The following is a 22,176-nucleotide window of genomic DNA, read 5'->3' on the forward strand; positions in this document are numbered from 1 at the left end:
TTCCCGGGCCACATGCTCTCTTCCTTTTATTTGAAGCATTTGATTAGTCACCCCTTAATCCCAACTGTTCCCTTCTAGTCACAGAATCAATTCCAGCTATAATTTTTTCTGAAAAGCCATATTCTCGTAAATCATCAAAGGTAAGCTCTGTATCCTCGATGATATCATGCAACACTCCGACAATTTTCTCTTCTGCCGTGTCTAACCTATTCATTACAGCTAATGGATGATTAATGTAAGGGTTACCGCCCTTATCAAATTGATCCTTATGGTACTTTTTAGCTAATTCAATAGCTAAGTCTAATAACTCCTCAGACATACTAATCCGTCCCCCATTCTTTTTTAAATATTATATTAATATTATAACTTCATTTGGAATGAAATAAGAAATGGGTCGCTTTCATTTAATCGCAGATAAAAAAACATCTCAAACAACAGAGAATTTTTAATAACAGGTAGAAAATCTTCTCTCTCAAACGGAAGTCAATAGCACTCTTATGCATTAATACCTTTCCTAAAGAATCACCTCAAACGGCTGTTTAGCCCTTCCATCCAGCAATATTTGAGAAAGTTTCATAGCTGCAGCCGGATGTATACTCAAAATCCTTTTTCATTCTTGTTGCATAAGCATAGGAGGCTATTGATAATAAAGGTTCAAATGTTCGATTTTTATTCATCATCTCGGGATTTTTTAATGTACGCTCAAAATTTTGCTGCCCCTCTGCAACCACTGCACAACGGATATACAAAAATAAATCAACAGAAAAATTGATTGGATTATCTTCTATATATGAATATTCTCCGATGTTTTTGGCATGCTCTCTAGTGTCTAATAGGTAGAGTTTGTAAGATAATGCTTCCTCAAATTCTTTTATATCTTTTACACTCATTTTTGATAAAGCAATAACGGCCGGTTCTAGTATATCTTCTCTCCCATTACCATTTGAATTCAGCAAGGAAATAATAGACCAAAATTCTTCATCATGCATCATCTTTTTAGGTACTTGAGCTATATTTCGATTTTCTTCCTCATCATTTTTTTGTTCCTCTTGAACTTCTTTAATAAAATTCTCCTGATCATTCTCCCATCTCCATTCATGATAAACCTCTATTCCAATACGATCCCATTGTTCACAGAATGAATTGCATATTATAGCTTTTTCCTTTTCCGCCAAAGGAAGATTTCCTATATATATTAAATCCCGAGGAGGCTCTCCATCAACCCATACAAGGGCTCGATTATTCTTATAAAAAAAATGATTTTGACGAAGGATATAAGTTAAACAATTATTCTCAATAACAGGCAGTTCCTCACCTATATATGGAGTTGTGATAACCAGGTATGAGCCTAATTCTTGATGGTGCTTAGCAATTCTTATCGCACCAAACCGTCCATCAGGCAGTTTTACAGCAAACACATCTCCAATTAATACTTCAAACTTTTGTTTATCCAAATCGTATTCCCCCTATATATGTATACATCAATTGTATTACATTTTCTTACAAAAGGGTTTTTAATTAAAACTAATAAAACTATGCTTATCCCAGAAATAAAAAAAGATAGCAGGACATACGCTTCCTGCTATCTCTACTATTAGTTTATCGATTTATTTTTAAAGCTTAAAAACCGAAAAATCTCTCGCTAATTCAGTATTTGCAAAAACAGCTTTGGCCTCATTAACAAGCTCTATTTCATCATCCATAGTAAATCTGGAACTGATGTGAGTGAGGATTAAACGCTTGGCACCCGCTTTTACAGCGCATTCGGCTGCCTGAATGGTAGTCGAATGAAAATAGTCTGCGGCCATCTCTTCCTGTCCCTTTTGGAAAGTAGCTTCATGAACGATGCATTCAGCGTGCAATGCCAGATTGACAGTATTTTCACACGGGCGGGTATCACCCAATATAGCAATCACTCTCCCCGGCTTAGGTGTTCCGATATAATCTCTGCCATCTATTATGCGGCCATCCTCCAATTGGACCATTTCACCTTTTTTCAGCTTGCTGTATAACGGACCGGGCGGAATTCCAGCTTCTTTTAATAAATCAGCCCGTAGTTCTCCGGGTTTATCTTTTTCGACGATTCGATACCCATAGCTTAAAATAGCATGATCTAAAGGCAATACCTCCACTCTGAATGTCTCATCCTCGAATAGCAGACCATCTTCTACTATTTCCACGAATGACAGATCATATTTTAAATGAGTTTGGCTCAAACGCAAGGACGTTTCCACATACTCTTTGATTCCTACCGGTCCGTAAATGGTCAGCGGTTCTGTCCCCCCCTGAAATGAACGGCTGCCAAGTAAGCCAGGTAGCCCATATATATGATCACCATGCAGATGCGTGATGAATATTTTCTCTATTTTTCTCGTTTTTACAGGCGTGCGTAATATTTGATGCTGAGTCGCTTCTCCACAATCAAACATCCAGCTTGCCCCTCTCTCTTCATTCATCTGCAGGATAAGCGAAGATACGTTTCGCTGCTTAGCCGGTATGCCGGCTCCTGTTCCTAAAAATACAAATTCCAATCTAATTCCTCCAGCCTATTTGAATACATCTATTTTACAGCACTCTTCCTTTTTTTTCAGCATTTGAGAAAATCCGAATACTTCCACATTTTTAATATAGCGATAAAATATTTTATTTTCTCCCTCTTTATCTGTAAACTAAGTATAGATGGAAAAAATTCAATCCATTGATAAAGAGTTGAATAAGAGATAAAATAAACTATCGTAATTACCATATAAGGAGAGGTTCTGAATGCCCACTATTGACAAACAATCAGGATTAATATTGATATTTGGGGCTACTGGAGATTTAGCGCAACGGAAACTTTTCCCTTCATTATTCCGTCTATACACGAAAGGCAGATTATCTTCAAACTTCGCCTGTATAGGAATTGGCAGACGCGAATGGACAACAGATCGTCTTAAACAACATATTCAGGAAGCGGTTGCCGATGAACATGGCACTGATTCTGAAAAGCTTGAATTTGCCGGTCATTTCTACTATCAATCACTGGATGTCAGCCAAGCGAGTGTATCATATGAAGAACTGCGTCTCTTGGCAGACCAATTGGATGAAAAATATGAGTTAAATGGAAATCGACTATTTTATCTTGCGATGGCACCGGAGTATTTTGGACCGATTGCCACAAGATTAAAAGAAGATGGATTGACCAATACAGCCGGTTATAAACGCTTAGTTATCGAAAAGCCATTCGGCCATGATTTTAAATCAGCTGAAGAGCTCAATAATCAGCTTCGTCAATCATTCTCCGAAAATGAAATTTATCGAATCGATCATTATTTAGGGAAAGAAATGGTTCAAAATATTGAAGTGATTCGCTTTGCAAATGCTTTTTTTGAACCGCTTTGGAATAATCACTACATAGCCAATGTTCAGATTACCTCTACAGAAACTCTCGGAGTTGAAGATAGAGGCAGATATTATGAGAACAGCGGTGCCTTGCGTGATATGGTTCAAAACCATATTATGCAAATTGTTTCACTGCTTGCGATGGAGGCTCCGATTAAATTAACGACTGACGAGATCCGCAGTGAAAAAGTTAAAGTACTTCGCTCCCTTCGCCCTATAAAGGAAGATGAAGTAGATCAATACTTTGTGCGCGGTCAATATGGTGAAGGTCAAGTCGGTGACAAACTTTTACCAGCATACCGTTCTGAAAATATGGTTGACCCAGAGTCCAATACAGAAACTTATGTAGCCGGAAAATTGTTATTTGAAAATTTCAGATGGGCCGGTGTACCGTTCTATATCCGTACCGGCAAGCGGCTTGCGGCGAAGTCTACTCAGATTGTCGTACAATTTAAGGACGTGCCGATGAATCTGTTTTATAGAACTGAAGAGCAGCTAAACCCTAATTTACTAGTTATTAATATCCAGCCTAAAGAAGGAATCACGCTTCACCTCAATGCTAAAAAAGGCGGAAAAACACCAGTTAAATTAAGCTTTAGGACTTCCAAATACGACCGATTCAATACCCCTGAAGCCTATGAACGCCTGCTTTTCGATGCGATGCGCGGAGATGCAACAAACTTTTCCCATTGGGATGAAGTAGCCTTGTCCTGGAAGTTCACAGATGTAATTTCTCGTGCATGGGAAAGCCAACCTGCTGGATGTTTCCCTAATTATTCATCCGGTTCAATGGGGCCAGAGAGCGCAGATGAACTGCTCTCAAAAGATGGCTTCCATTGGTGGGCAATTGAAGAAGAAGACGAGTAAATTAAAATAAAGTTGTGGAGGAGAAACCAATATGAAAATTTATGATGTTTCTATGCCAATTTACACTGGAATGCCCGTTTATAAAAATATTGAGGACAAACAGCCAGTTTTCAACACTGTAACAAACGGACATGTTACCGAATCCCGCATTACTCTTGATGCCCATGTCGGAACTCATACAGATGCCCCGCTTCATATGATGAATGATGGTGCTACTATTGAAACAATTGGACTTGAACGTCTCGTTGGTAAGTGTAAAGTATTTGATTTAACTCATGTAACAGGGTTAGTTGAAAAAGAAGATCTTGAGTCTTTACCTATTGAAAAAGGTGACTTCATTCTTTTAAAAACAAAAAACTCTTTCGATGAAGAATTTAACTTTGAATTTATCGCGCTAGGTGAGTCTGGTGCGAAGCATGTGTCTGAGATTGGCATTAATGGTGTTGGTATCGATGGGCTTGGTGTTGAACGTGCTCAACCTGGACACCCTACTCACCGAACCCTGTTTGCAAACGATGTAATTGTTATTGAAGGTTTGCGCTTGAAAGATGTCCCTGCCGGTGAATACTTTATGGTCGCAGCACCGCTTAAATTGGTAGGCATTGATGCTGCTCCGTCTCGTGTATTATTGCTGGATGGTATGCTTTAATAAATGATTAAATCCACTTTCGCCTGCGAAAGTGGATTTTTTTGATGTAGAACCCATCATAAAAACCTTTTTCGAATTTCCGGTGAAGGCAACATACACTGATCTTTACTACCGAACCATTTAATTCTGTTTCTCGCAATTAAATCATACACTCTATCTCTAATAGTTCTTGGAACCAGCTTAAAGACATACAACATACTCCATAAACCCGATAAATGTTTACATATCCTTAAGGCAGCCGAAGACTTCATATAGTATTTGTGATTATCTGGTTCAAGTAAAATTAAGCTGTCTATTCCTTCAGGAACATGGTATTCCTTTAATAACTGCTGGCCTGCTTCACTCTGCAGGGAGGCAAAAACAAAAATTCCTTTCGGGTCTCTTTTAATGATAAATTGAACACTCTTATCGCAAAAATTGCATTCCCCATCAAATAATACAATCATCTTCTACTAACCCCCTTCTCAAGTTGCCCCTTCGGTTTCTATTGATAAAGTTACCCTCTTTATTGTGATATAGACAATTTTGTTACCCCAAAATATAAATTCTTCTATTTGATTATACTAAACCCATCTTATTAAATAATGGATTTTATCTAAAAACCATCTCAGGTGCTATAAAGAATTAACCCTATGATAGTTTTTAAAAACTTCATGAATCTTTTTGATTGATTTTGAATGAATTTGATTGATTTTTATTTATAAACACATTATATTTAAACGGTAGGGAGGTGATTGGATTGCTGACTTCAGAAAGACAGCAATATATCATCGAAAAAATCAACCAAAATGGCTTCATCAAAATACAGGAGCTAGTAAAAGAATTACATACATCAGAATCCACAATTCGCAGAGACTTAAGCCAATTGGAAGACATGTCTATTTTAAAGAGAGTACATGGCGGAGCTGAACTTGTGAAAAAACGCAGCATTGAACCAACGATTCTGGAGAAATCCACTTCCAGAACAAGCGAAAAAAAAGCAATCGCCAAAGAAGCTGTAAGTATGATTGATGATGGTGATTGTATTTATCTTGATGCTGGTACAACAACCCTTGCTATGATTCCCTTCATTCAAAATAAACCCGTTACAGTCGTCACAAATGGGATTATGCAGGCAGCTGCACTTCAGAAAAGCAATATTATTACGTATTTAATTGGTGGCCGCATCAAGAAATCTACAAATGCAATAATTGGCAGTCAGGCTATCAATAATATAAACAACTACCGGTTTGATAAAGTTTTTCTCGGAATAAACGGCATTCATCCAGATTGGGGCTTCAGTACACCTGACCCAGAGGAAGCTATATTAAAAAGATCAGCCATCGATTTATCGAAAGAAGCTTTTATATTAGCCGATTTCAGTAAATTTGATGAAACATCCTTTGCCAGAGTGGCTGAACTGAATCAAGCAACTATAATTACCAGCGGGATGGATTCAGCCAAATTGGCTAAGTATAAGATGAATACAAAAATAAAGGTAGTGAAATCATGATCTATACCGTAACACTAAATCCATCGGTGGATTTCATCGTAGAGGTTGATCATTTTCAACTTGGCGGCTTAAATCGAATGCGCAAAGAAGCTAAATATCCAGGAGGAAAAGGAATAAATGTTTCACGTATCCTCTCCCGAATTGGTTCAAAAACAACCGCACTTGGTTTTAGCGGTGGATTTCCGGGTGGATTCATTCTCGATGCTTTGAGAAAAGAGAACGTACCTGAAGATTTTATCAATGTCGATGAAGATTCCCGAATCAATATAAAGCTAAAAACTGGGCAAGAAACTGAAATTAATGGATTAGGGCCATACATAAGCGCCGAAAAAATGGATGAACTCCGTCAAAAGCTTTCAAAGATGACTAAGGAGGATATTCTCGTTTTGTCAGGCAGCATCCCTCCTTCCATTTCGCCAGATTTGTATCAGCAGTTAACAAGGGAATATGCAGCACAAGGTATACAAGTAGTCGTAGATGCAAGCGGAAAAACCTTACTCGATGTTGTAAAAGAACATCCTTTTCTTGTGAAACCAAATCATCATGAACTTGGGGAACTATTTGATACGAAAATAGAAACAACCAAAGAGGCCATTCAGTACGGTAGCATTCTTGTTGAGCAAGGTGCTAAAAACGTAATTGTTTCTATGGCAGGCGAAGGAGCTTTACTTATTAATCACGATGGAGTTTATACAGCTACGATTCCAAAAGGAGATGTAAAAAACTCTACTGGTGCAGGCGATTCTTTAGTAGCTGGATTTATCGGGAAGTGGGATCAAACGAAGGATATACAAAAAGCATTTCAATATGGAGTTGCCTCTGGAAGTGCAACAGCATTCAACTACGACCTTGCCGAAAAAGAACATATCGAAGCTCTTCTCCCGCAAGTTGAAATTCAAAAACTATAAGGAAGTGAAACCATGAGAATCACAGACCTGTTAAAGAAAGATACTATTATCCTGAATCTTTCATCCAGTAACAAAAAAGAAGTTATTGCTGAACTTGTCAGCAAACTAGATCAAGCAGGCAAACTGAAAGATCGTAAAGGATATCATGAAGCAATCATGAAACGTGAAGAGCAAAGCACAACCGGTATCGGTGAAGGGATTGCAATCCCCCATGCTAAATCGGCAGCTGTTAAAGAAGCGGCCCTATGTTTCGGTCGTTCCATTAACGGAATTGATTATGAATCATTGGATGGGCAGCCTGCTCGCCTGTTCTTTATGATAGCCGCGCCTGACGGAGCAAACGATACTCATCTTGATACATTATCAAAGCTTTCCTCTATGCTAATGTATGATGATTTCCGTCAGGCTATTTTGAAAGCTTCTTCAGAGGATGAAATCCTCTCTATTATTGATGCCAAACAGAATGAGCTTGAAAATGAAGATTCAAAAGATCAACCTGCACCGGATACTGCAGAGGCAAATGAAGAAGGTTATGTGTTAGCCGTCACTGCCTGTCCAACTGGAATTGCGCACACCTATATGGCAGCGGATGCCTTAAAAGCAAAAGCGAAAGAAATGAATGTAAATATTAAAGTAGAAACAAATGGTTCCACCGGAATCAAAAACCCTCTCACTGCTGAAGATATTCAAAAAGCAAGTGCAATCATTGTTGCTGCAGACAAAAACGTTGAAATGAATCGTTTCAATGGCAAACATGTGATTCAAGTTCCTGTAGCACAAGGAATCCGCAAGCCCGAAGAACTAATTAACCGTGCTTTAAAACAGGATGCCCCAATTTACGAAGCCAAAGGCGGATCCACTAATCAGGATAGCGGGAATCAGGAGAAAAAAGGGATAGGCGCTCAAATATATAAACATCTCATGAGCGGTGTAAGTAATATGCTTCCATTCGTTGTCGGCGGCGGTCTCTTAATTGCCCTTTCCTTCTTATTTGGCGGAATTAACCCAACCGATCCAACGACACCGGGCTACAATGAATTTGCTGCAGCACTCAATACCATTGGCGGCGGAGACAAGGGTGCGTTCTTCTTATTAGTACCTGTACTTGCTGGTTTCATTGCCAGCTCGATTGCAGATCGCCCAGGTTTCATGCCCGGTATGGTCGGCGGCTTATTAGCTGCAACGGCAGGCGCAGGCTTCCTTGGCGGATTAATCGCTGGTTTCCTTGCAGGGTATGTAACTCTTGGTGTGAAAAGAGCTTTCAATTGGCTGCCAACTTCTTTGGAAGGTATCAAACCAGTACTGCTATATCCTTTATTTGGCCTATTAATTACCGGTCTAATTATGATATTCATCATTAATGACCCGGTTGTGGCCATGAATAAAGGGCTGACTAATTGGCTTGAAAACTTAAGCGGTACAAACGCAGTGTTCCTTGGTTTAATCGTCGGCGGTATGATGGCTGTCGATATGGGAGGTCCTATCAATAAGGCTGCTTTCACATTTGGTATAGCAGCAATTGCTGCCGGCAATGGTGTCCCCCATGCTGCTGTTATGGCTGGAGGAATGGTCCCACCGCTTGGTATCGCACTATCCACTACATTCTTTAAACATAAATACACTGACTCGGAACGTAAGTCTGGTCTTACAAACTATGTTATGGGTGCTTCCTTCATCACGGAAGGAGCAATCCCCTTTGCAGCAGCAGATCCAATTCGAGTCATCGTCAGTTCTGTAATAGGCGCTGCCACGGCTGGAGCCTTATCTGCAGCATTTGGCTGTTCGACTCCAGCTCCACACGGTGGTATCTTCGTTGTTGGATTAATAGATAATCCTTTTATGTACCTTTTAGCCATACTAATTGGTTCACTAGTAACAGCTGTTCTTTTAGGCTTTTGGAAAAAGAATGCAACTATTAAGGATGTAGCATAAGCAAAAAAGAAAGAATGACCTAGATTCTCTTAAGGTCATTCTTTTTTTTGCATTTTATATCATGGCTATCTGCACTTAATTGCAGTCTAAATTTTCCGATGACGGCTGAGCTTAAGAAGCTTAAGTCTTCGTTTTCAGCACTTTATCGGCCGATTATGTGAAACAAGAATTCGTGTAGTAACTATCATTATTTCTAACCCGCTTATAGCTGTATAAACTGTCAATGGTTCACCATCATAAAATTTACATCAAGTATACACTCATTTTCCTAAATTTGTACGCCTGCAATCAGATCATTCATCCCCCTCTCAGGTATTAAATCCCTTCCGTTGTTAATTATTCTAAAAAAATAAAAAATAGTAAGTTTTATTTCTAAATTTTATTAATCTCATATTCTTACAACAGTGAAAATTAATACTTATAACTTTAATCTAAAATTTTACTATGCTAATATAATAACGATATTGTATTTTTATCAAATAGCTAGTAAAGGAGTTGATTAAAATGAAGCACATAAAAGTTGTGACCCTCACTGCAGCTGCAATCATGTCGACTGCTTTTGCTCAAGAAGCCTCTGCAGCATCGACATATACAGTTAAAAAGGGGGATACACTTTCTTTTATTGCCTCAAAATTCAAAACAACGGTTTCGAATTTAAAGAAGTTGAATGATTTGACAGGTGACATTATTTATCCAAACCAAGTCATCACAGTATCTAGCAGTACATCATCATCCGGTATTACCGAACGTTCTATCAGTTCTAAAACTTACACCATTAAATCAGGAGATACTTTATCAGCAATAGCTGCTAAGCACTCTACGACTGTAAGTAAACTAAAGAGCTGGAATGATTTAAAGAATGATCTCATTTACCCTGGTCAAATTATTAAAGTGGCCGAAGGTGCTTCCGGATCCTCATCAAGCACCAATCATTCTTCTTCCGGAAGTACATCAGTGTCTACCAATCAGACATATACGGTAAAGTCAGGAGACACATTAAGTAAAATCGCCCGTAAATATTCAACTACGGTCAGTCAGCTTATGAGCTGGAACAACCTATCGAGTACAGTTATTTATCCGAATCAAACGTTAAAGGTGACTAAGTCTTCAACTACTACTGGATCTAGCAGTTCAAGTTCTACAAGTTCTTCCAGCAGTAGTTCATCCGCTACTACTTATACGGTGAAATCTGGCGATACGTTAAGTAAAATTGCCAACAAGCATTCAATTACGGTCAGTCAACTTAAGAGCTGGAATAACCTATCCAGTACAATTATTTACCCTAACCAAGTGTTAAAGGTGTCTAAGCCTTCTACTACTACAGGGTCAAGCAGCTCTTCAAGCTCTTCCGGCAGTACTGCTACTTCAACGACCTATACAGTTAAGTCGGGGGATACGCTAAGTAAGATTGCTAAAACCTATTCCTTGACCGTTTCACAAATCAAATCGATGAATGGGTTAAAATCTGATGTGATTTATGTGGGGCAAAAGCTGAAAATTTCAAAGGCAGCAAGTGATTTGCCTTCTGTTTCCGAACCTTCAAGCGGGTCTTCTTCCGCTCAGGAAACAATAGGAAACTCAGCTTTTACATCTAATCTGATTTCCATCAGTAAAAGCTTGATCGGCACAAAATATGTGTGGGGAGGAACAACACCATCTGGGTTCGATTGCAGCGGTTTTCTTTATTATGTCTTTAATAAAGCGGGACATTCTATGCCAAGATACACGGCTGAAGGTTTCTTTAATCGTTCCTATTATGTAAGTTCTCCTCAGCCTGGAGATCTCATTTTCTTTTCCGGTACATATAAGAAAGGAATCTCCCATTTAGGCATCTATCTAGGAAATAATGAATTTATTCATGCTGATAACAGCGGAGTACGTATTACTAGTACAAACAACAGCTATTATAAAAAACATTTTGATAGTTATAAGCGATTATACGCTAATTAAGATTCAGCGAGCGGGTTCTATTACCCGCTCGCTGTTTTTTCACCAATAGACTCACCTTCCCTCTAATGATAAATTAATAATAGATCTGTACTACAAATAGTAATTCTAATAGAAAGGTTGTTAAGGATGAGTCATATATATAATGAAAGAGAAATAATAGAACCAGTTCATTTATGCGATGAAAAAGGTAATTTAATACCTGATAGCATAGGCTGGTCGAGAAAGCCTCTTATCAGCGGAAATGTCACTGGACGCTTTCTTCGTAAAAAGAAATGGAACTATTGGTGTATAACAAATAAAGATGTTCTTTTTTCGGCTACAATCAGCCATTTAGATTTCGCAATGGTTTGCTTTGTTTATTATCTCGATTTAAACACCAAGACATTTTTTGAGAAAACAGCCTTATTTCCTTTTAAAAGTAATAAAGCGCTCCCTAATGATGTATTGGCGAGTACTAAACTCACCTCCAAACAAATGGACATCGCTATATTATGGGAAAATAATCGTTTTCAGCTGAACGTAGAGATTCCTAATTTTAACGAAAAACCGTTGCTGGCAAACTTTGAAATTAGCTATCCTGAAACGGATTCGTTGAGTGTTGTCATACCCTGGAGTGATCAAACATTTCAATTAACAACGAAAATGCACTGTCTTCCTACTAAAGGGACGCTGACTATTGGGTCTAAAACCTATCAATTTACTCCTGATGAAAGCTATGCCAGCTTAGATTACGGACGAGGTATCTGGCCAAGAAACTGTACCTGGAATTGGGGAATGGCATCTGGTAAACAAGGAAATGATGTAATTGGTCTAAATTTTGGCGGACAATGGACTGATGGGACAGGCTTTAATGAAAATGCCGTATTAGTTAATGGACGGCTGACAAAAATCAGTGAAGATATGAAATTTCACTATAATAAACATGATTTCATGCAGCCATGGAAGATTGACTCTTTGGCGACTGATTGTGTAAGGCTCACCTTTACACCTCTATATGAACGGATCGCCAAGACTGATGCTATTATAGTGAAATCAGAAGTACATCAAATGGTAGGCTATTATAACGGAGAAATACGCTTACCGGACAGCACTATCCTGACAATCAAGCAAATGCTTGGCTGTATTGAAGACCATATAGCAAAATGGTAGATTGATGTTCACTTATTCGAATATAGATATACGGAGTTGCCTAAAAAAAAGTTAGTTTTCTTCATGTTTTTTCACAATCCATATCGTTTGCGTTCCTAACTGGCGATTGAGTTGACAAATGTAAGTTGCAACATTACAATTTACTTGTTACTTACTAAAAATAAGCAAAGCATATAATAATAACTTTATTTATGGAACTGTGGGGGATTTACTTTGTCAAATGTACATAAAGATTTATCAACGATTATTAAGGAACGTCATTCGATCAGACAGTATGATGCTTCTTTTAAAATTTCCGAAGAAGAATTAAAAAGCATCCTTGAGGAAGCTACTTTAGCTCCATCTTCTAGCAATATGCAGGCTTGGAGCTTCATCGTAGTTAAAGATGAGGATAGAAAGAAAGATCTTGCCTTATATGGTAACAATGCAAAGGTGGCTGAAAATGCATCTGCTGTTATTGCTGTCCTTGGGGATACTGAAATGTATAAAAAAGCAGATCAAATCTACGATATGATGTTTGAAGCAGGCTATGTTGACGAAGAAAATAGACAAAGGCTCGTGAATGATGTTAAACGGGTCTATCCAGGTGCACCTTTAGAAACAAGAGCTAATATGGCAAGCTTTGATGCCGGTCTTGTTTCCATGCAATTAATGCTGATAGCGAAAAATCGTGGGCTGGATACCATTACGATGGGCGGCTTCGATAAAACTGCTTTTGCTAAAAATTTCAATGTGGACGAAAGATATATTCCATTAGTATTAATCGCAATTGGTAAAGCAGAGGGAGATCATTACTTTAAAACCGTACGCTTACCTGTAGAAGATATTACTACATTTATCTAATCGAGATGATATAAGGATAGAGCTGTCACACTAGTTGGCAGCTCTATTCTTCATTTTTTCAGACCAATATAAAGTAAATGTGATGATGTACCGAGCAGAGATGGTTCCTTTGCATACTCAATCAACAGGTCTACTATTTTTCCCATTTCGCCTTCACCCTTCTCTCTCCAATAATTCCATTGATGATTTGTAACCATAGAACCTATATTAGATCCTATTAAAGCTACTTTTTCAAATCCACTTGATTTCATAAATGGATCTATATCTTCTACACGATAATAGTATGCACCCGTAAATCTCCCACTATCTGCATGATTAAAACAGCCGGTTTCGGTAAACTGTCGAATGGCATCCACCGTGTTGTTTGGCCGCCAATGTTCAGGACAGATGAGTGAATTTAACATGTGCTTTACTCTTGGCATAAATGCTACGAAAACAAGGCCATTTTTCTTGGTTACCCGATATAGTTCTTTTGCAGCCATCAATCGATCCTCCTCCCGCTGCAAATGGTATAGTGGCCCAAGCATTAATGAAGCATCGAATTGTTCATCTTCTATTGCAGACAGGTCTCTTGCATCCATGTTATAAAACCCATCAAATTGGCCAAACAGACCCAATTCCCGCGCTTTATCTTCAGCAATATCAACCAAGCTCGGTGTCAGATCCGTCAGGGTAACGCGATAACCCTCTTCAGCCAGCTTAAGCGAATATTTCCCCGGCCCCGCCCCATTGTCCAAAACAGTACCTGATGGAGTTAAATATTTTTTCATATAATGCCAATTCACCTGAAACTCAATTGGTTCCCTGTCCAGTCTGCCCCACTCATCAAATTCACTATAGTAATCAACAATATCATTCATACCGATCCCCCTTTAAATCTGTAAAACGTTTTGAATACCTATGTTCAAGAAAGAGAGCTTAAAACCCTCCTAATTGTAAAAATATTATTCGTGAAGCAGAAAAACAACCATTCCCTCTATGCTTGTGATTTGTGATAAAGAACTAAAATAGATTAGAAAATTAAATTCCGGCAAAAAGGAATAAATGCCATAGAAGCACACATTAACAATCAATGACTTGACTCCAAGTCTACTGAATGAACCTACTACTAGTAGAGAATAAACCTATATTACAGAAGATTTCTTTTCTGTTCTTTCATAAAAAAAGCCGCTCAAATTGACTCCAATTGAGCGGCAAATACATTAACTTTTGAACTGAATCCTGATCTATTTTCCTTTTAATTCATCCATACTCTCATCACTGATATTAATTGCTCCAGGTTAATTGGTTTACTGATATAGTCTGATGCACCGGCCGCCAGGCATTTTTCACGATCGCCCTTCATTCCTTTTGCTGTTAAGGCAATAATCGGCAGTGATGCAAACTCTGAATTCTGACGAATACATTTCAACGTCTCATATCCGTTCAGTTCAGGCATCATAATGTCCATCAGAATCATATCAATCTGGCAATCCTTTTTTAGAATCTCCAAGCATTCGATTCCATTATGAGCTACTAAGACTTCCATTTTCTTTTTTTCAAGAACTGCTTTTAGTGAGTATATATTACGCTGATCATCATCTGTAATAAGAACTCTTTTTCCATGGAGTATGTCCAATTGTATATCATCATTTATTTCTTTAGCCGCAGCTACTTCAACAATCATTTGATTATATTGATCTTCTTGATTTACATTCTGATTCTTATTTTCCTGATTCTGTAGATACGGTATATAAAGAGTAAACGTACTACCTTTACCTACTTCACTTTCAACAAATATATGACCGTTAAGCAAATCGGATAATTTTTTGCAGATTGATAACCCTAAGCCTGTTCCACCGTATTTTTGTACAGTAGATCCGTCTCCCTGTTGAAAGGCCTCAAAAATGGTTTGTTGCTTATCTTGATGGATTCCTATACCTGTATCCATTACAACAATTTTTATCCACTCGTCAGATTGGGACATATCATGGTTAGCTTTTTTATCACATGCATGGTTTATTTTTTCCAACTTCACAGACACTTTTCCTCGTTCTGTGAACTTAATAGCATTGGATAGTAAGTTTTTTACGATCTGCTGAATTTTTTGTACATCTGTATAGAAATAGGAAGGTAGATTCTCATCTATTTCAATGGTGAAACCAAGTTGTTTTCTTTCGGCTTGTGGCGAAAATATATTTAAGGTTTCAACCAACTCACTGATGTTCATTTTGCTATATGTGATTTCAGACTTTCCAGCTTCTATTTTTGAAAGGTCAAGTATATCGTTAATTAAAGATGTTAAACTGTCTGCAGCCGAATAAATATATTCAATATACTCTTTTTCCTCTGCTGAAAAACAATCACTATCTATGTCTATTAACATCTCTGCAAGAATTAAAATACTATTTAAAGGAGTACGAAGTTCATGGCTAATATTCGCCAGAAATTCGGATTTATAATTTGAGCTTAGCTGCAATTGTTCATTTTTAATTCTTAATTCTTCCTGGGACTGTTCAAGTTCCTTCGTTTTTTGTATAGCTTCTTGCTCACGTTCTTCCAGAAGTTCATTAATCGTCATTAATTCTTCTGACTGTGAATGAAGCTCTTCAGTCTGAACCTGCAATTCTTCAGTCATTGCTTTTGACTCATTTAGCAAACATTCAATTTCCATTCTATTTAGAACACTGTGTATAGCCAAACCGAGAGATTCATTCACCTGCTGAATGGCTTGGTATTGTATATCTGAAAAGCCTGTTATACTTGCAAATTCAAGAACCCCAATCGTGATGTTTTCATAAATAATCGGGACAACCAAAAACGCTTTAGGTTTTGTCTCAAACAAGCCTGTTGAAAGTAATTGGTAATCTTCCGGGATATCTTCTAACAGGACTATTTGTTGATCAATAGCAGCCTGCCCAATAATCCCCTCACCAACTTTAAATTGATCTTTTCCACCGTCACCATAGGATGCTGCACGATAAAAACATGTTTCATCAGCTTGACCCCTCAAATAGAGCGCCCCAATCGAAGCACCTACTAATGGTGCAAGCTTCCCTTGAAGACGTTTTGCAAATTCATTTATATCAAAGGCACTTTGTGTTAAGCTTGTTATTTCATTAATTTTTGATAGTACCCAGTTCTGTATCTTGATATCTTTCAAATACGCTTTCTCATTTTTATTGTAGATTTCTAAAGACACGGACATATTATTAAAAGCTTCAGCAATCAGACCTATTTCATCATCCGTTTTTACTTCAAGCCTGTGGAGGGTCGATGGATCATTTAAATCAATTTCTTTCAATACAGTTGTTATTTGTTTTAAGTCCTTTGTTGTTGAACGAATAACCCAGTATCCAATTAACCCAATTAACCCGCAGGAAGTTATTGTTAACAAGAAAACAACCTGACACAAATGATTGTACTTTTCACTTGCCCGTTTAAATGCGCCCTCCATCATCTCCTCTTGATAGCTAATAAACTCTTCTATTGACTCTGTTAGCTTAGAACTTGATTCCTCTATTTTCTTCCAATTTTTACTAACGTACTCATTGTCTTGTATTAGTTCCATTATGATTATTCGTTCGTTTTCTTTGTATATACGATATAGGGATGCGCAATCCATTAATATTTCCCTAGCTTCCTCATTTAGTGTCATACCATGGATTTTTGCAAAATGTTCTTCAATCTTGACATGATTTTCAGCAAGTTTATCTTGTATAGTAGCTGATGTTACTCCTGATAGATCATTCGCAATACTCCCAACCAACATTTTTGATGAACTGACGTTCTTTTCTATCTCATAAGTATAATTCACTTTTTTATATCGATTTTCTACAATTTCTAATAAGTCCTCACGGGAGCTATTTAAATTCTGGATGGTCATTACCGAAAAGAGTACGATTACCACCATAATCAGGATTATAGAAATTTGGAATCTCCTTCCAAATCCTAATTTACTGCTAATCATCATCCTCATCCTCTACGCTTAGTATTCAACCTAACTATTTTAATATCCTAAGTTTTCTATTTATACCGGTATTATTAGCCAGTTCATACAAGATACTGTATGACTGATTGAACAACAATCAACAAGCTATATATAAGAAAATAGTAATCAAAAAAAGTGAGCAACTTCTCTGTATTCCAATATTACAGCTTTTATTTTGAAAAGAAATACAATTTTTTTGGCGACGTTTCGAATTTGTATAATGAGATAAAATGGAGGTGTTTACTTTGCGAAGCGTTGATAAAAAAGAAATCGTTAAAGTATGGTTTCGGGATGTATTTACGGACGGGAATACAGATATTTTAAAAGATATTGCATCAGCGGATTTGGTTACTCATTCTCAGGGAAATGACGAGGGCTATGTCGGTATCGAGCACTTTAAAAATTGGCTATCCTGGTATTGCACCTCTTTTGTTGAGCGCAAATGGAGCGTTCATGACACGATTGAAGAAGGTGATAAAGTCGTTGCACGCTATAGCGGATATAGCATTTATAAAGGCGGATTACTGGACATTCCTTCTGAAAATCAACAGGTTAAAGAAACGGGCATCATTATATTTCGAATCGAGAATGGTAAAATTGCCGAACAATGGTGTGAAATGAGTGATTTACAGCTTATTCAGCAGTTAGGAGTTAAATTTGCTACAAACTAAATTATGTAGAGCTATTCTTTTAAGAATTTCTACTGAATGGCTTTTAATCCATTTTTTTTGATTTATTCCATATAAAAACAGCGGATTTTAACCGCATCCACTGTAATATAGTAATATTTTAGTAGTAGAATTTAATAATCAATTAGATGAATTAACACTTCAGATTCTTTTTTGTAAAAAATATTGATGATGTCCTTCTGGATGATTTTCAATCACTCCAAATACGGAAAATCCGTTTTTCTTATAGAAATCTGGTGCTTGAAAGCTGAATGTATCCAACATCAGAAGTGTACATCCTTTTTCTATTGCATAGTGTTCAACACTTGCCAGAAGCTCTTTCCCTACCCCTTTTTGTCGCAATTGATCGTCAATCCACAGGAAATCAATCTGCATTCTTCCCCAGCTGTAATGAGCTGCGATTCCGCCCTGTATATGATTGTGGTCGTCCTTTACCACATAGGTGACTTTCCCATACGGTGTATCATTATACTCCGGCAGTTTTAGTCGATTAAAATCAATTAAATGTTCTCGGATAAACGCTTGATCTCCTTCGGTGCCGAGCTCTATTTTAATCACTCAAACAACCTCTCCTTCTTAATCAACGAGTTCTTTATACATTAGTATATCATCCACATACTGACCATTCAGAAAAAATTCTCCCTTTAATACACCTTGCTTAATATAGCCATTCCTCTTATAGAAAGAAATAGCCGGTGTATTTGTGGACAATACCCTTAAAGAAATTTTTCGGATCCCACGCTTCTTCCCCTCTTCATCCAGAAACTGCAATAATTTACTGCCTATACTCTTGCCCTGAAAGTCAGGATGGACACCAATCGCCATTTCCCATACATGACAATTGCTCTCCAACGGAGTAGGATATTTAACAGACATATAGCCCGCAACTCTCCCGTTCTCAATTGCGACAAACATGCTTCCCGGCGGAAAATGCTGAGCATAATCGGCTACTGATTCCCAAACGATCGGCATCGGTGTATTTGTATAATTCCAAATCAAATTTTCAAGTTCTATTAATTGTTCGTAGTCCTCAATTCTTGATGAACGTATAACCATTTAATATCTAATCCCCTTTTCAACCATCTATCCTATAGTTTACTCTTTACATGCTTGAATGATCTATCAAAGTCAAAAAGCATTGCCACCCTCTAAAGAATGACAATGCCACACAAAAGGAATTTCTCCCTTTATTTCGTTAATTCAAGGAATTCATTTACATCAGCAATTGCAAGATCCACACCAGCCTGCCAGAAATCTGGTTTCGTTAGGTCTACACCTAAATGTTTCATCGCAAGCTCCTCTGTTGTCATAGCAGCTGTATCCTGCAATAATGCAATATATTTCTTTTCAAATGACTTACCTTCTTTTAAAGATAAGTGATAAATCCCTAAGCTAAACAAATATCCAAACGTGTACGGGAAATTATAAAATGGCACTTCTGCAATATAGAAATGCAATTTACTTGCCCAGAAGGTTGGATGATATTCACTCAGAGAATTTTGATATGCCTCTTTTTGTGCAGATGCCATCATTTCGTTCAAGCGCTCAACGGAAACCAATCCATTTTTGCGTTCTGTATAATAATTTTTTTCAAAAATAAAACGGGCATGAATGTTCATGAACATAGCAATTGCATTTAGTATTTTGTTATCGAGCAATGTGATTTTTTCTGCATCCGATACAGCAGCACGGACACTGGCATCAGAGCAAATTTGTTCAGCAAATGTAGATGCTGTTTCAGCGACATTCATCGCGTAATCTGTATTAAAGAATGGCTTATCATTTAATACATGGCTGTGGAAAGCATGACCTAGTTCATGAGCAAGCGTTGCTACACCGCTTGGTGAGCCTGAATAGGTCATAAAGATACGTGATTCATTTGTTTCAGGAAAGCTAGTACAGAATCCTCCAGGACGCTTGCCAGTACGATCCTCTGCTTCAATCCACGCCTTTTCAAATGCTTCCTGGGCAAATTTAGGCAATTCATCACCGAATTTCGCAAAATTATCGATGATAAACTTTGCTCCCTCATCAAATGTGTAATGCATCGGTTCCGTTGTTACGATCGGTGCATCAACATCTACCCAGCTCAATTTCTCTTTACCTAAAAGCTTTGCCTTACGGTTAAGAAACTCTACAAAAGGCTGCTTATTTTTTGCAATGACATCCCACATTACATCCAATGTTTCTTTCTTCATTCGGTTATACTGCAATGGCTCTTTCATAAAATCTTCAACACCATGCATTTTATAATTAGCCAAACGGAAGCCGCCTAAATGATTAATCGTGTCAGCAAACAAAGGGGCTTTTTCTCCCCAGGCTTTTTCCCATTTCTTGAAAATTTCCGCTCGGACTTCTGGATTAGGATCGTCGTGCATCTTATTAAAAGCTTGGCCAGCTGATAAATGAACAGTCTCGCCATCTTCATTTGTATAAGGAATCTCAATCATTTTTACAAGTGAATCGTAATGGGTACTCCACCCGACATATCCATCTACGCGCAATGCATTAATGAGTGCTTCTTCAGCTTCCGATAATTGTTCCTTACCATGTTCCCTTTGCTCATTAATATAGAAAGCTATTTCACTAATTTCTGGTTGTTCGATGATTTCTTGCCAGACAGCATCATTTATTTGGACAAGTTTAATTGTAAATCCTGTAAAAACTGTTTCGAATTCACTTATTAATGTGTATACTTCTCCATTTAATTGATCCGCCTTTGTATCATGGACATTTTGGGCAGTAGCACATTCAAGAAATGCCGATACCTGATAGATTGCTTTTTGCAGTACCTCTGTTTGTTTTAATATAGAAACAATCTCTTTGGTACCGCTAACGTCTGAAGGAGCCTGCCAAGCTTTTACTGCCCCTTTGTATGTATTTAACAGCTCTTTGATTTCAGCTAATTTTGATAGTAATTCAGGTGACTCAGAGCCATTTGGAAATATGTTATCCAAATTCCATGTTAGAGAGTAATTCATTCAAAAACCTCCTGTCTTTTCACAATTTTCAGTATACAACTTTTATTACCAGTTGGATATATATTTTCCTCAATAATAGTACTGTCTCCCATATGCTATCTACTCATCCTCTTGAACCTCTTGATTGGTTACCCTTTTTAATATATAAAGTAAAACTTTTTATCTATCCAATATTATTCCGTATAATGAGAGTTAATACAGCACGAAGAAAATAAGGAGACAGGTTATGGGATATTTTCAATCAGAGGAGACTTATCAATTATTAAATGCAGTAGGAGAAAATATTTTTATTTGTGATGATCAATTAACCATCATATTTATCAATCGTTACGCTGACAAATTAATTCAATGTCTAAGTCCTTTTACCGGTTTATCAAGTAAGGAAGAATATATCGGGAGAAACATAGCAGAATTTGATCAAGGGGGGAACTGCAAGAGGACAATACTCGAAAACGATTCCTTCCCCAATACCAGCAGAATTATATTTTTCAATAAATACACAGCTAAGATTGCAATAAGTCCCTTTACATTCAACAATGGTTTAACAGGTTATATGCTCACTTGGAAGGATGTAACCGATTATGAAGAAGAAATACATAAAGGGCATTCGATGATGGAAGAAATGTATGCTCCTATCATCAAAACAATTCTGGATGATGTACTTTTAATGCCCATTACTGGATTTTTGTCTGAAGATCGTCTTCATAAGATCAAAGAGAAGGCTTTATATGAAAGCTCTGATAAACAGGCTTCCTATATGGTGATTGATTTTACTAGCGTAACTTCACTGGATGACGAATATATTGTGGCAGAGCTGGAGGTCATCTCTCAATCCCTTGCTTTATTGGGTACAGAAGCTATATATACAGGCCTGTCCACTACTCTTGTCCGCCAAATCGTAAACCAGGGAACAAAAATAAAGAATGAAACATTTGCTACGTTTAATCAGGCTATGAATCATATCTGCAAAATAAAAGGCTACAAGTTGGTAAAATATTAATCTTGATCTTCCTCTTCAGCTTGATTTATTAAAATCAAGCTGTTCTTTTTGTCAACTGATTTGCAAATGAATGACAATTCGTTTGCGCAGCTTTTGTGACAATATTGTTTCATAAATTTGAATTAATTATAGTAATTTTAGTTTAGTTATAGATATTTGCAAATTATAGGACTATTATATCTAATATAAACAAGGTCATTGTAAATTTAACTAATTATTAATATATACATAGGGATAACCTACTAAACAATTTAAACTATTTAAGCCAACTCTTCATTCACGCAAAAATAATTAGTTACTTTTATAATAGAGGTGACAGCACTTTATAAATGGTTTTTTTTCGTCTGTTTTGTGAATGAATGAAC

The 22,176-nt window shown here is 37.3% G+C and carries 19 protein-coding genes; 10 read left to right on the plus strand and 9 right to left on the minus strand.

Annotated elements, in window-relative coordinates; genetic code table 11:
• Nucleotides 1-43: 43 nt before the first annotated feature.
• The 3 genes from AC4BHA_RS12040 to rnz form a co-directional block, all read right to left on the minus strand.
• Nucleotides 44-319: a hypothetical protein gene (locus AC4BHA_RS12040; RefSeq protein ID WP_490558720.1), complete on the minus strand. Its 276-nt coding sequence runs from the start codon at nt 317-319 to the stop codon at nt 44-46.
• A 220-nt stretch (nt 320-539) separates the two neighbouring features.
• Complete coding sequence (locus AC4BHA_RS12045) at nt 540-1,454, minus strand: DUF4240 domain-containing protein (protein WP_139892423.1); 915 nt, start codon at nt 1,452-1,454, stop codon at nt 540-542.
• Nucleotides 1,455-1,613: 159 nt separating this feature from the next.
• Nucleotides 1,614-2,531: a ribonuclease Z gene (gene rnz, locus AC4BHA_RS12050; protein WP_148630061.1), complete on the minus strand. Its 918-nt coding sequence runs from the start codon at nt 2,529-2,531 to the stop codon at nt 1,614-1,616.
• Nucleotides 2,532-2,763: 232 nt separating this feature from the next.
• Here rnz and zwf point away from each other — a divergent pair, with 232 nt between their 5' ends.
• A complete protein-coding gene (zwf, locus tag AC4BHA_RS12055) occupies nt 2,764-4,248 on the plus strand; it encodes a glucose-6-phosphate dehydrogenase (protein WP_066104691.1) in 1,485 nt (494 codons plus the stop codon).
• A 31-nt stretch (nt 4,249-4,279) separates the two neighbouring features.
• Nucleotides 4,280-4,897, plus strand: coding sequence for a cyclase family protein (locus AC4BHA_RS12060; protein WP_066104694.1), 618 nt, complete (start codon nt 4,280-4,282; stop codon nt 4,895-4,897).
• A gap of 56 nt (nt 4,898-4,953) precedes the next feature.
• Here AC4BHA_RS12060 and AC4BHA_RS12065 read toward each other — a convergent pair whose 3' ends face one another.
• Complete coding sequence (locus AC4BHA_RS12065; RefSeq protein WP_139892425.1) at nt 4,954-5,343, minus strand: thiol-disulfide oxidoreductase DCC family protein; 390 nt, start codon at nt 5,341-5,343, stop codon at nt 4,954-4,956.
• A gap of 284 nt (nt 5,344-5,627) precedes the next feature.
• On the opposite strand from AC4BHA_RS12065, the gene AC4BHA_RS12070 reads away from it, so the two are divergent.
• From AC4BHA_RS12070 to AC4BHA_RS12095, 6 genes are all read left to right on the plus strand, one after another.
• Complete coding sequence (locus AC4BHA_RS12070; RefSeq protein ID WP_306821559.1) at nt 5,628-6,389, plus strand: DeoR/GlpR family DNA-binding transcription regulator; 762 nt, start codon at nt 5,628-5,630, stop codon at nt 6,387-6,389.
• On the plus strand, nt 6,386-7,297 hold the full coding sequence (gene pfkB / locus AC4BHA_RS12075; protein WP_139892427.1) for a 1-phosphofructokinase: 912 nt from the start codon (nt 6,386-6,388) through the stop codon (nt 7,295-7,297). Before AC4BHA_RS12070 ends, pfkB begins: the two co-directional genes overlap by 4 nt.
• 12 nt (nt 7,298-7,309) lie before the next feature.
• Nucleotides 7,310-9,229, plus strand: coding sequence for a PTS fructose transporter subunit IIABC (locus AC4BHA_RS12080; RefSeq protein ID WP_139892428.1), 1,920 nt, complete (start codon nt 7,310-7,312; stop codon nt 9,227-9,229).
• Nucleotides 9,230-9,733: 504 nt separating this feature from the next.
• Complete coding sequence (locus AC4BHA_RS12085) at nt 9,734-11,179, plus strand: peptidoglycan endopeptidase (protein WP_140462059.1); 1,446 nt, start codon at nt 9,734-9,736, stop codon at nt 11,177-11,179.
• 126 nt (nt 11,180-11,305) lie between these two features.
• A complete protein-coding gene (locus AC4BHA_RS12090) occupies nt 11,306-12,328 on the plus strand; it encodes a DUF2804 domain-containing protein (RefSeq protein ID WP_066104707.1) in 1,023 nt (340 codons plus the stop codon).
• A 213-nt stretch (nt 12,329-12,541) separates the two neighbouring features.
• Nucleotides 12,542-13,171 (plus strand): nitroreductase family protein, encoded by a 630-nt coding sequence (locus tag AC4BHA_RS12095; protein WP_066104710.1) that lies wholly within the window; start codon nt 12,542-12,544, stop codon nt 13,169-13,171.
• A gap of 50 nt (nt 13,172-13,221) precedes the next feature.
• Here AC4BHA_RS12095 and AC4BHA_RS12100 read toward each other — a convergent pair whose 3' ends face one another.
• Nucleotides 13,222-14,031, minus strand: coding sequence for a class I SAM-dependent methyltransferase (locus tag AC4BHA_RS12100; protein WP_490558721.1), 810 nt, complete (start codon nt 14,029-14,031; stop codon nt 13,222-13,224).
• 377 nt (nt 14,032-14,408) lie between these two features.
• The gene (locus tag AC4BHA_RS12105) at nt 14,409-17,123 is read right to left on the minus strand and encodes an ATP-binding protein (protein WP_490558722.1); all 2,715 of its coding nucleotides are present in this window, start codon (nt 17,121-17,123) and stop codon (nt 14,409-14,411) included.
• A gap of 263 nt (nt 17,124-17,386) precedes the next feature.
• On the opposite strand from AC4BHA_RS12105, the gene AC4BHA_RS12110 reads away from it, so the two are divergent.
• A complete protein-coding gene (locus AC4BHA_RS12110; RefSeq protein ID WP_490551182.1) occupies nt 17,387-17,812 on the plus strand; it encodes an ester cyclase in 426 nt (141 codons plus the stop codon).
• A 159-nt stretch (nt 17,813-17,971) separates the two neighbouring features.
• On the opposite strand, the gene AC4BHA_RS12115 is transcribed toward AC4BHA_RS12110, so the two are convergent.
• The 3 genes from AC4BHA_RS12115 to AC4BHA_RS12125 form a co-directional block, all read right to left on the minus strand.
• A complete protein-coding gene (locus tag AC4BHA_RS12115; protein ID WP_490551181.1) occupies nt 17,972-18,388 on the minus strand; it encodes a GNAT family N-acetyltransferase in 417 nt (138 codons plus the stop codon).
• A gap of 18 nt (nt 18,389-18,406) precedes the next feature.
• Nucleotides 18,407-18,886, minus strand: a complete 480-nt coding sequence (locus tag AC4BHA_RS12120; RefSeq protein ID WP_139892432.1) for a GNAT family N-acetyltransferase — start codon at nt 18,884-18,886, stop codon at nt 18,407-18,409.
• Between the two features lie 131 nt (nt 18,887-19,017).
• Entirely contained in the window at nt 19,018-20,811 is a 1,794-nt protein-coding gene (locus tag AC4BHA_RS12125; protein WP_140462054.1) for a M3 family oligoendopeptidase, read from the minus strand.
• 226 nt (nt 20,812-21,037) lie between these two features.
• Here AC4BHA_RS12125 and AC4BHA_RS12130 point away from each other — a divergent pair, with 226 nt between their 5' ends.
• Complete coding sequence (locus AC4BHA_RS12130) at nt 21,038-21,811, plus strand: hypothetical protein (protein WP_066104727.1); 774 nt, start codon at nt 21,038-21,040, stop codon at nt 21,809-21,811.
• Nucleotides 21,812-22,176: the final 365 nt, after the last annotated feature.

The organism is Pradoshia sp. Z3_51 (assembly GCF_058215915.1).

Coding starts and splice junctions, on each gene's coding strand:
- AC4BHA_RS12040 (WP_490558720.1), bottom strand. CDS start 319: ATGTCTGAGGAGTTATTAGACTTAGCTATTGAATTAGCTAAAAAGTAC.
- zwf (WP_066104691.1), top strand. CDS start 2,764: ATGCCCACTATTGACAAACAATCAGGATTAATATTGATATTTGGGGCT.
- AC4BHA_RS12060 (WP_066104694.1), top strand. CDS start 4,280: ATGAAAATTTATGATGTTTCTATGCCAATTTACACTGGAATGCCCGTT.
- AC4BHA_RS12065 (WP_139892425.1), bottom strand. CDS start 5,343: ATGATTGTATTATTTGATGGGGAATGCAATTTTTGCGATAAGAGTGTT.
- pfkB (WP_139892427.1), top strand. CDS start 6,386: ATGATCTATACCGTAACACTAAATCCATCGGTGGATTTCATCGTAGAG.
- AC4BHA_RS12080 (WP_139892428.1), top strand. CDS start 7,310: ATGAGAATCACAGACCTGTTAAAGAAAGATACTATTATCCTGAATCTT.
- AC4BHA_RS12085 (WP_140462059.1), top strand. CDS start 9,734: ATGAAGCACATAAAAGTTGTGACCCTCACTGCAGCTGCAATCATGTCG.
- AC4BHA_RS12090 (WP_066104707.1), top strand. CDS start 11,306: ATGAGTCATATATATAATGAAAGAGAAATAATAGAACCAGTTCATTTA.
- AC4BHA_RS12100 (WP_490558721.1), bottom strand. CDS start 14,031: ATGAATGATATTGTTGATTACTATAGTGAATTTGATGAGTGGGGCAGA.
- AC4BHA_RS12105 (WP_490558722.1), bottom strand. CDS start 17,123: ATGATGATTAGCAGTAAATTAGGATTTGGAAGGAGATTCCAAATTTCT.
- AC4BHA_RS12120 (WP_139892432.1), bottom strand. CDS start 18,886: ATGGTTATACGTTCATCAAGAATTGAGGACTACGAACAATTAATAGAA.
- AC4BHA_RS12125 (WP_140462054.1), bottom strand. CDS start 20,811: ATGAATTACTCTCTAACATGGAATTTGGATAACATATTTCCAAATGGC.
- AC4BHA_RS12130 (WP_066104727.1), top strand. CDS start 21,038: ATGGGATATTTTCAATCAGAGGAGACTTATCAATTATTAAATGCAGTA.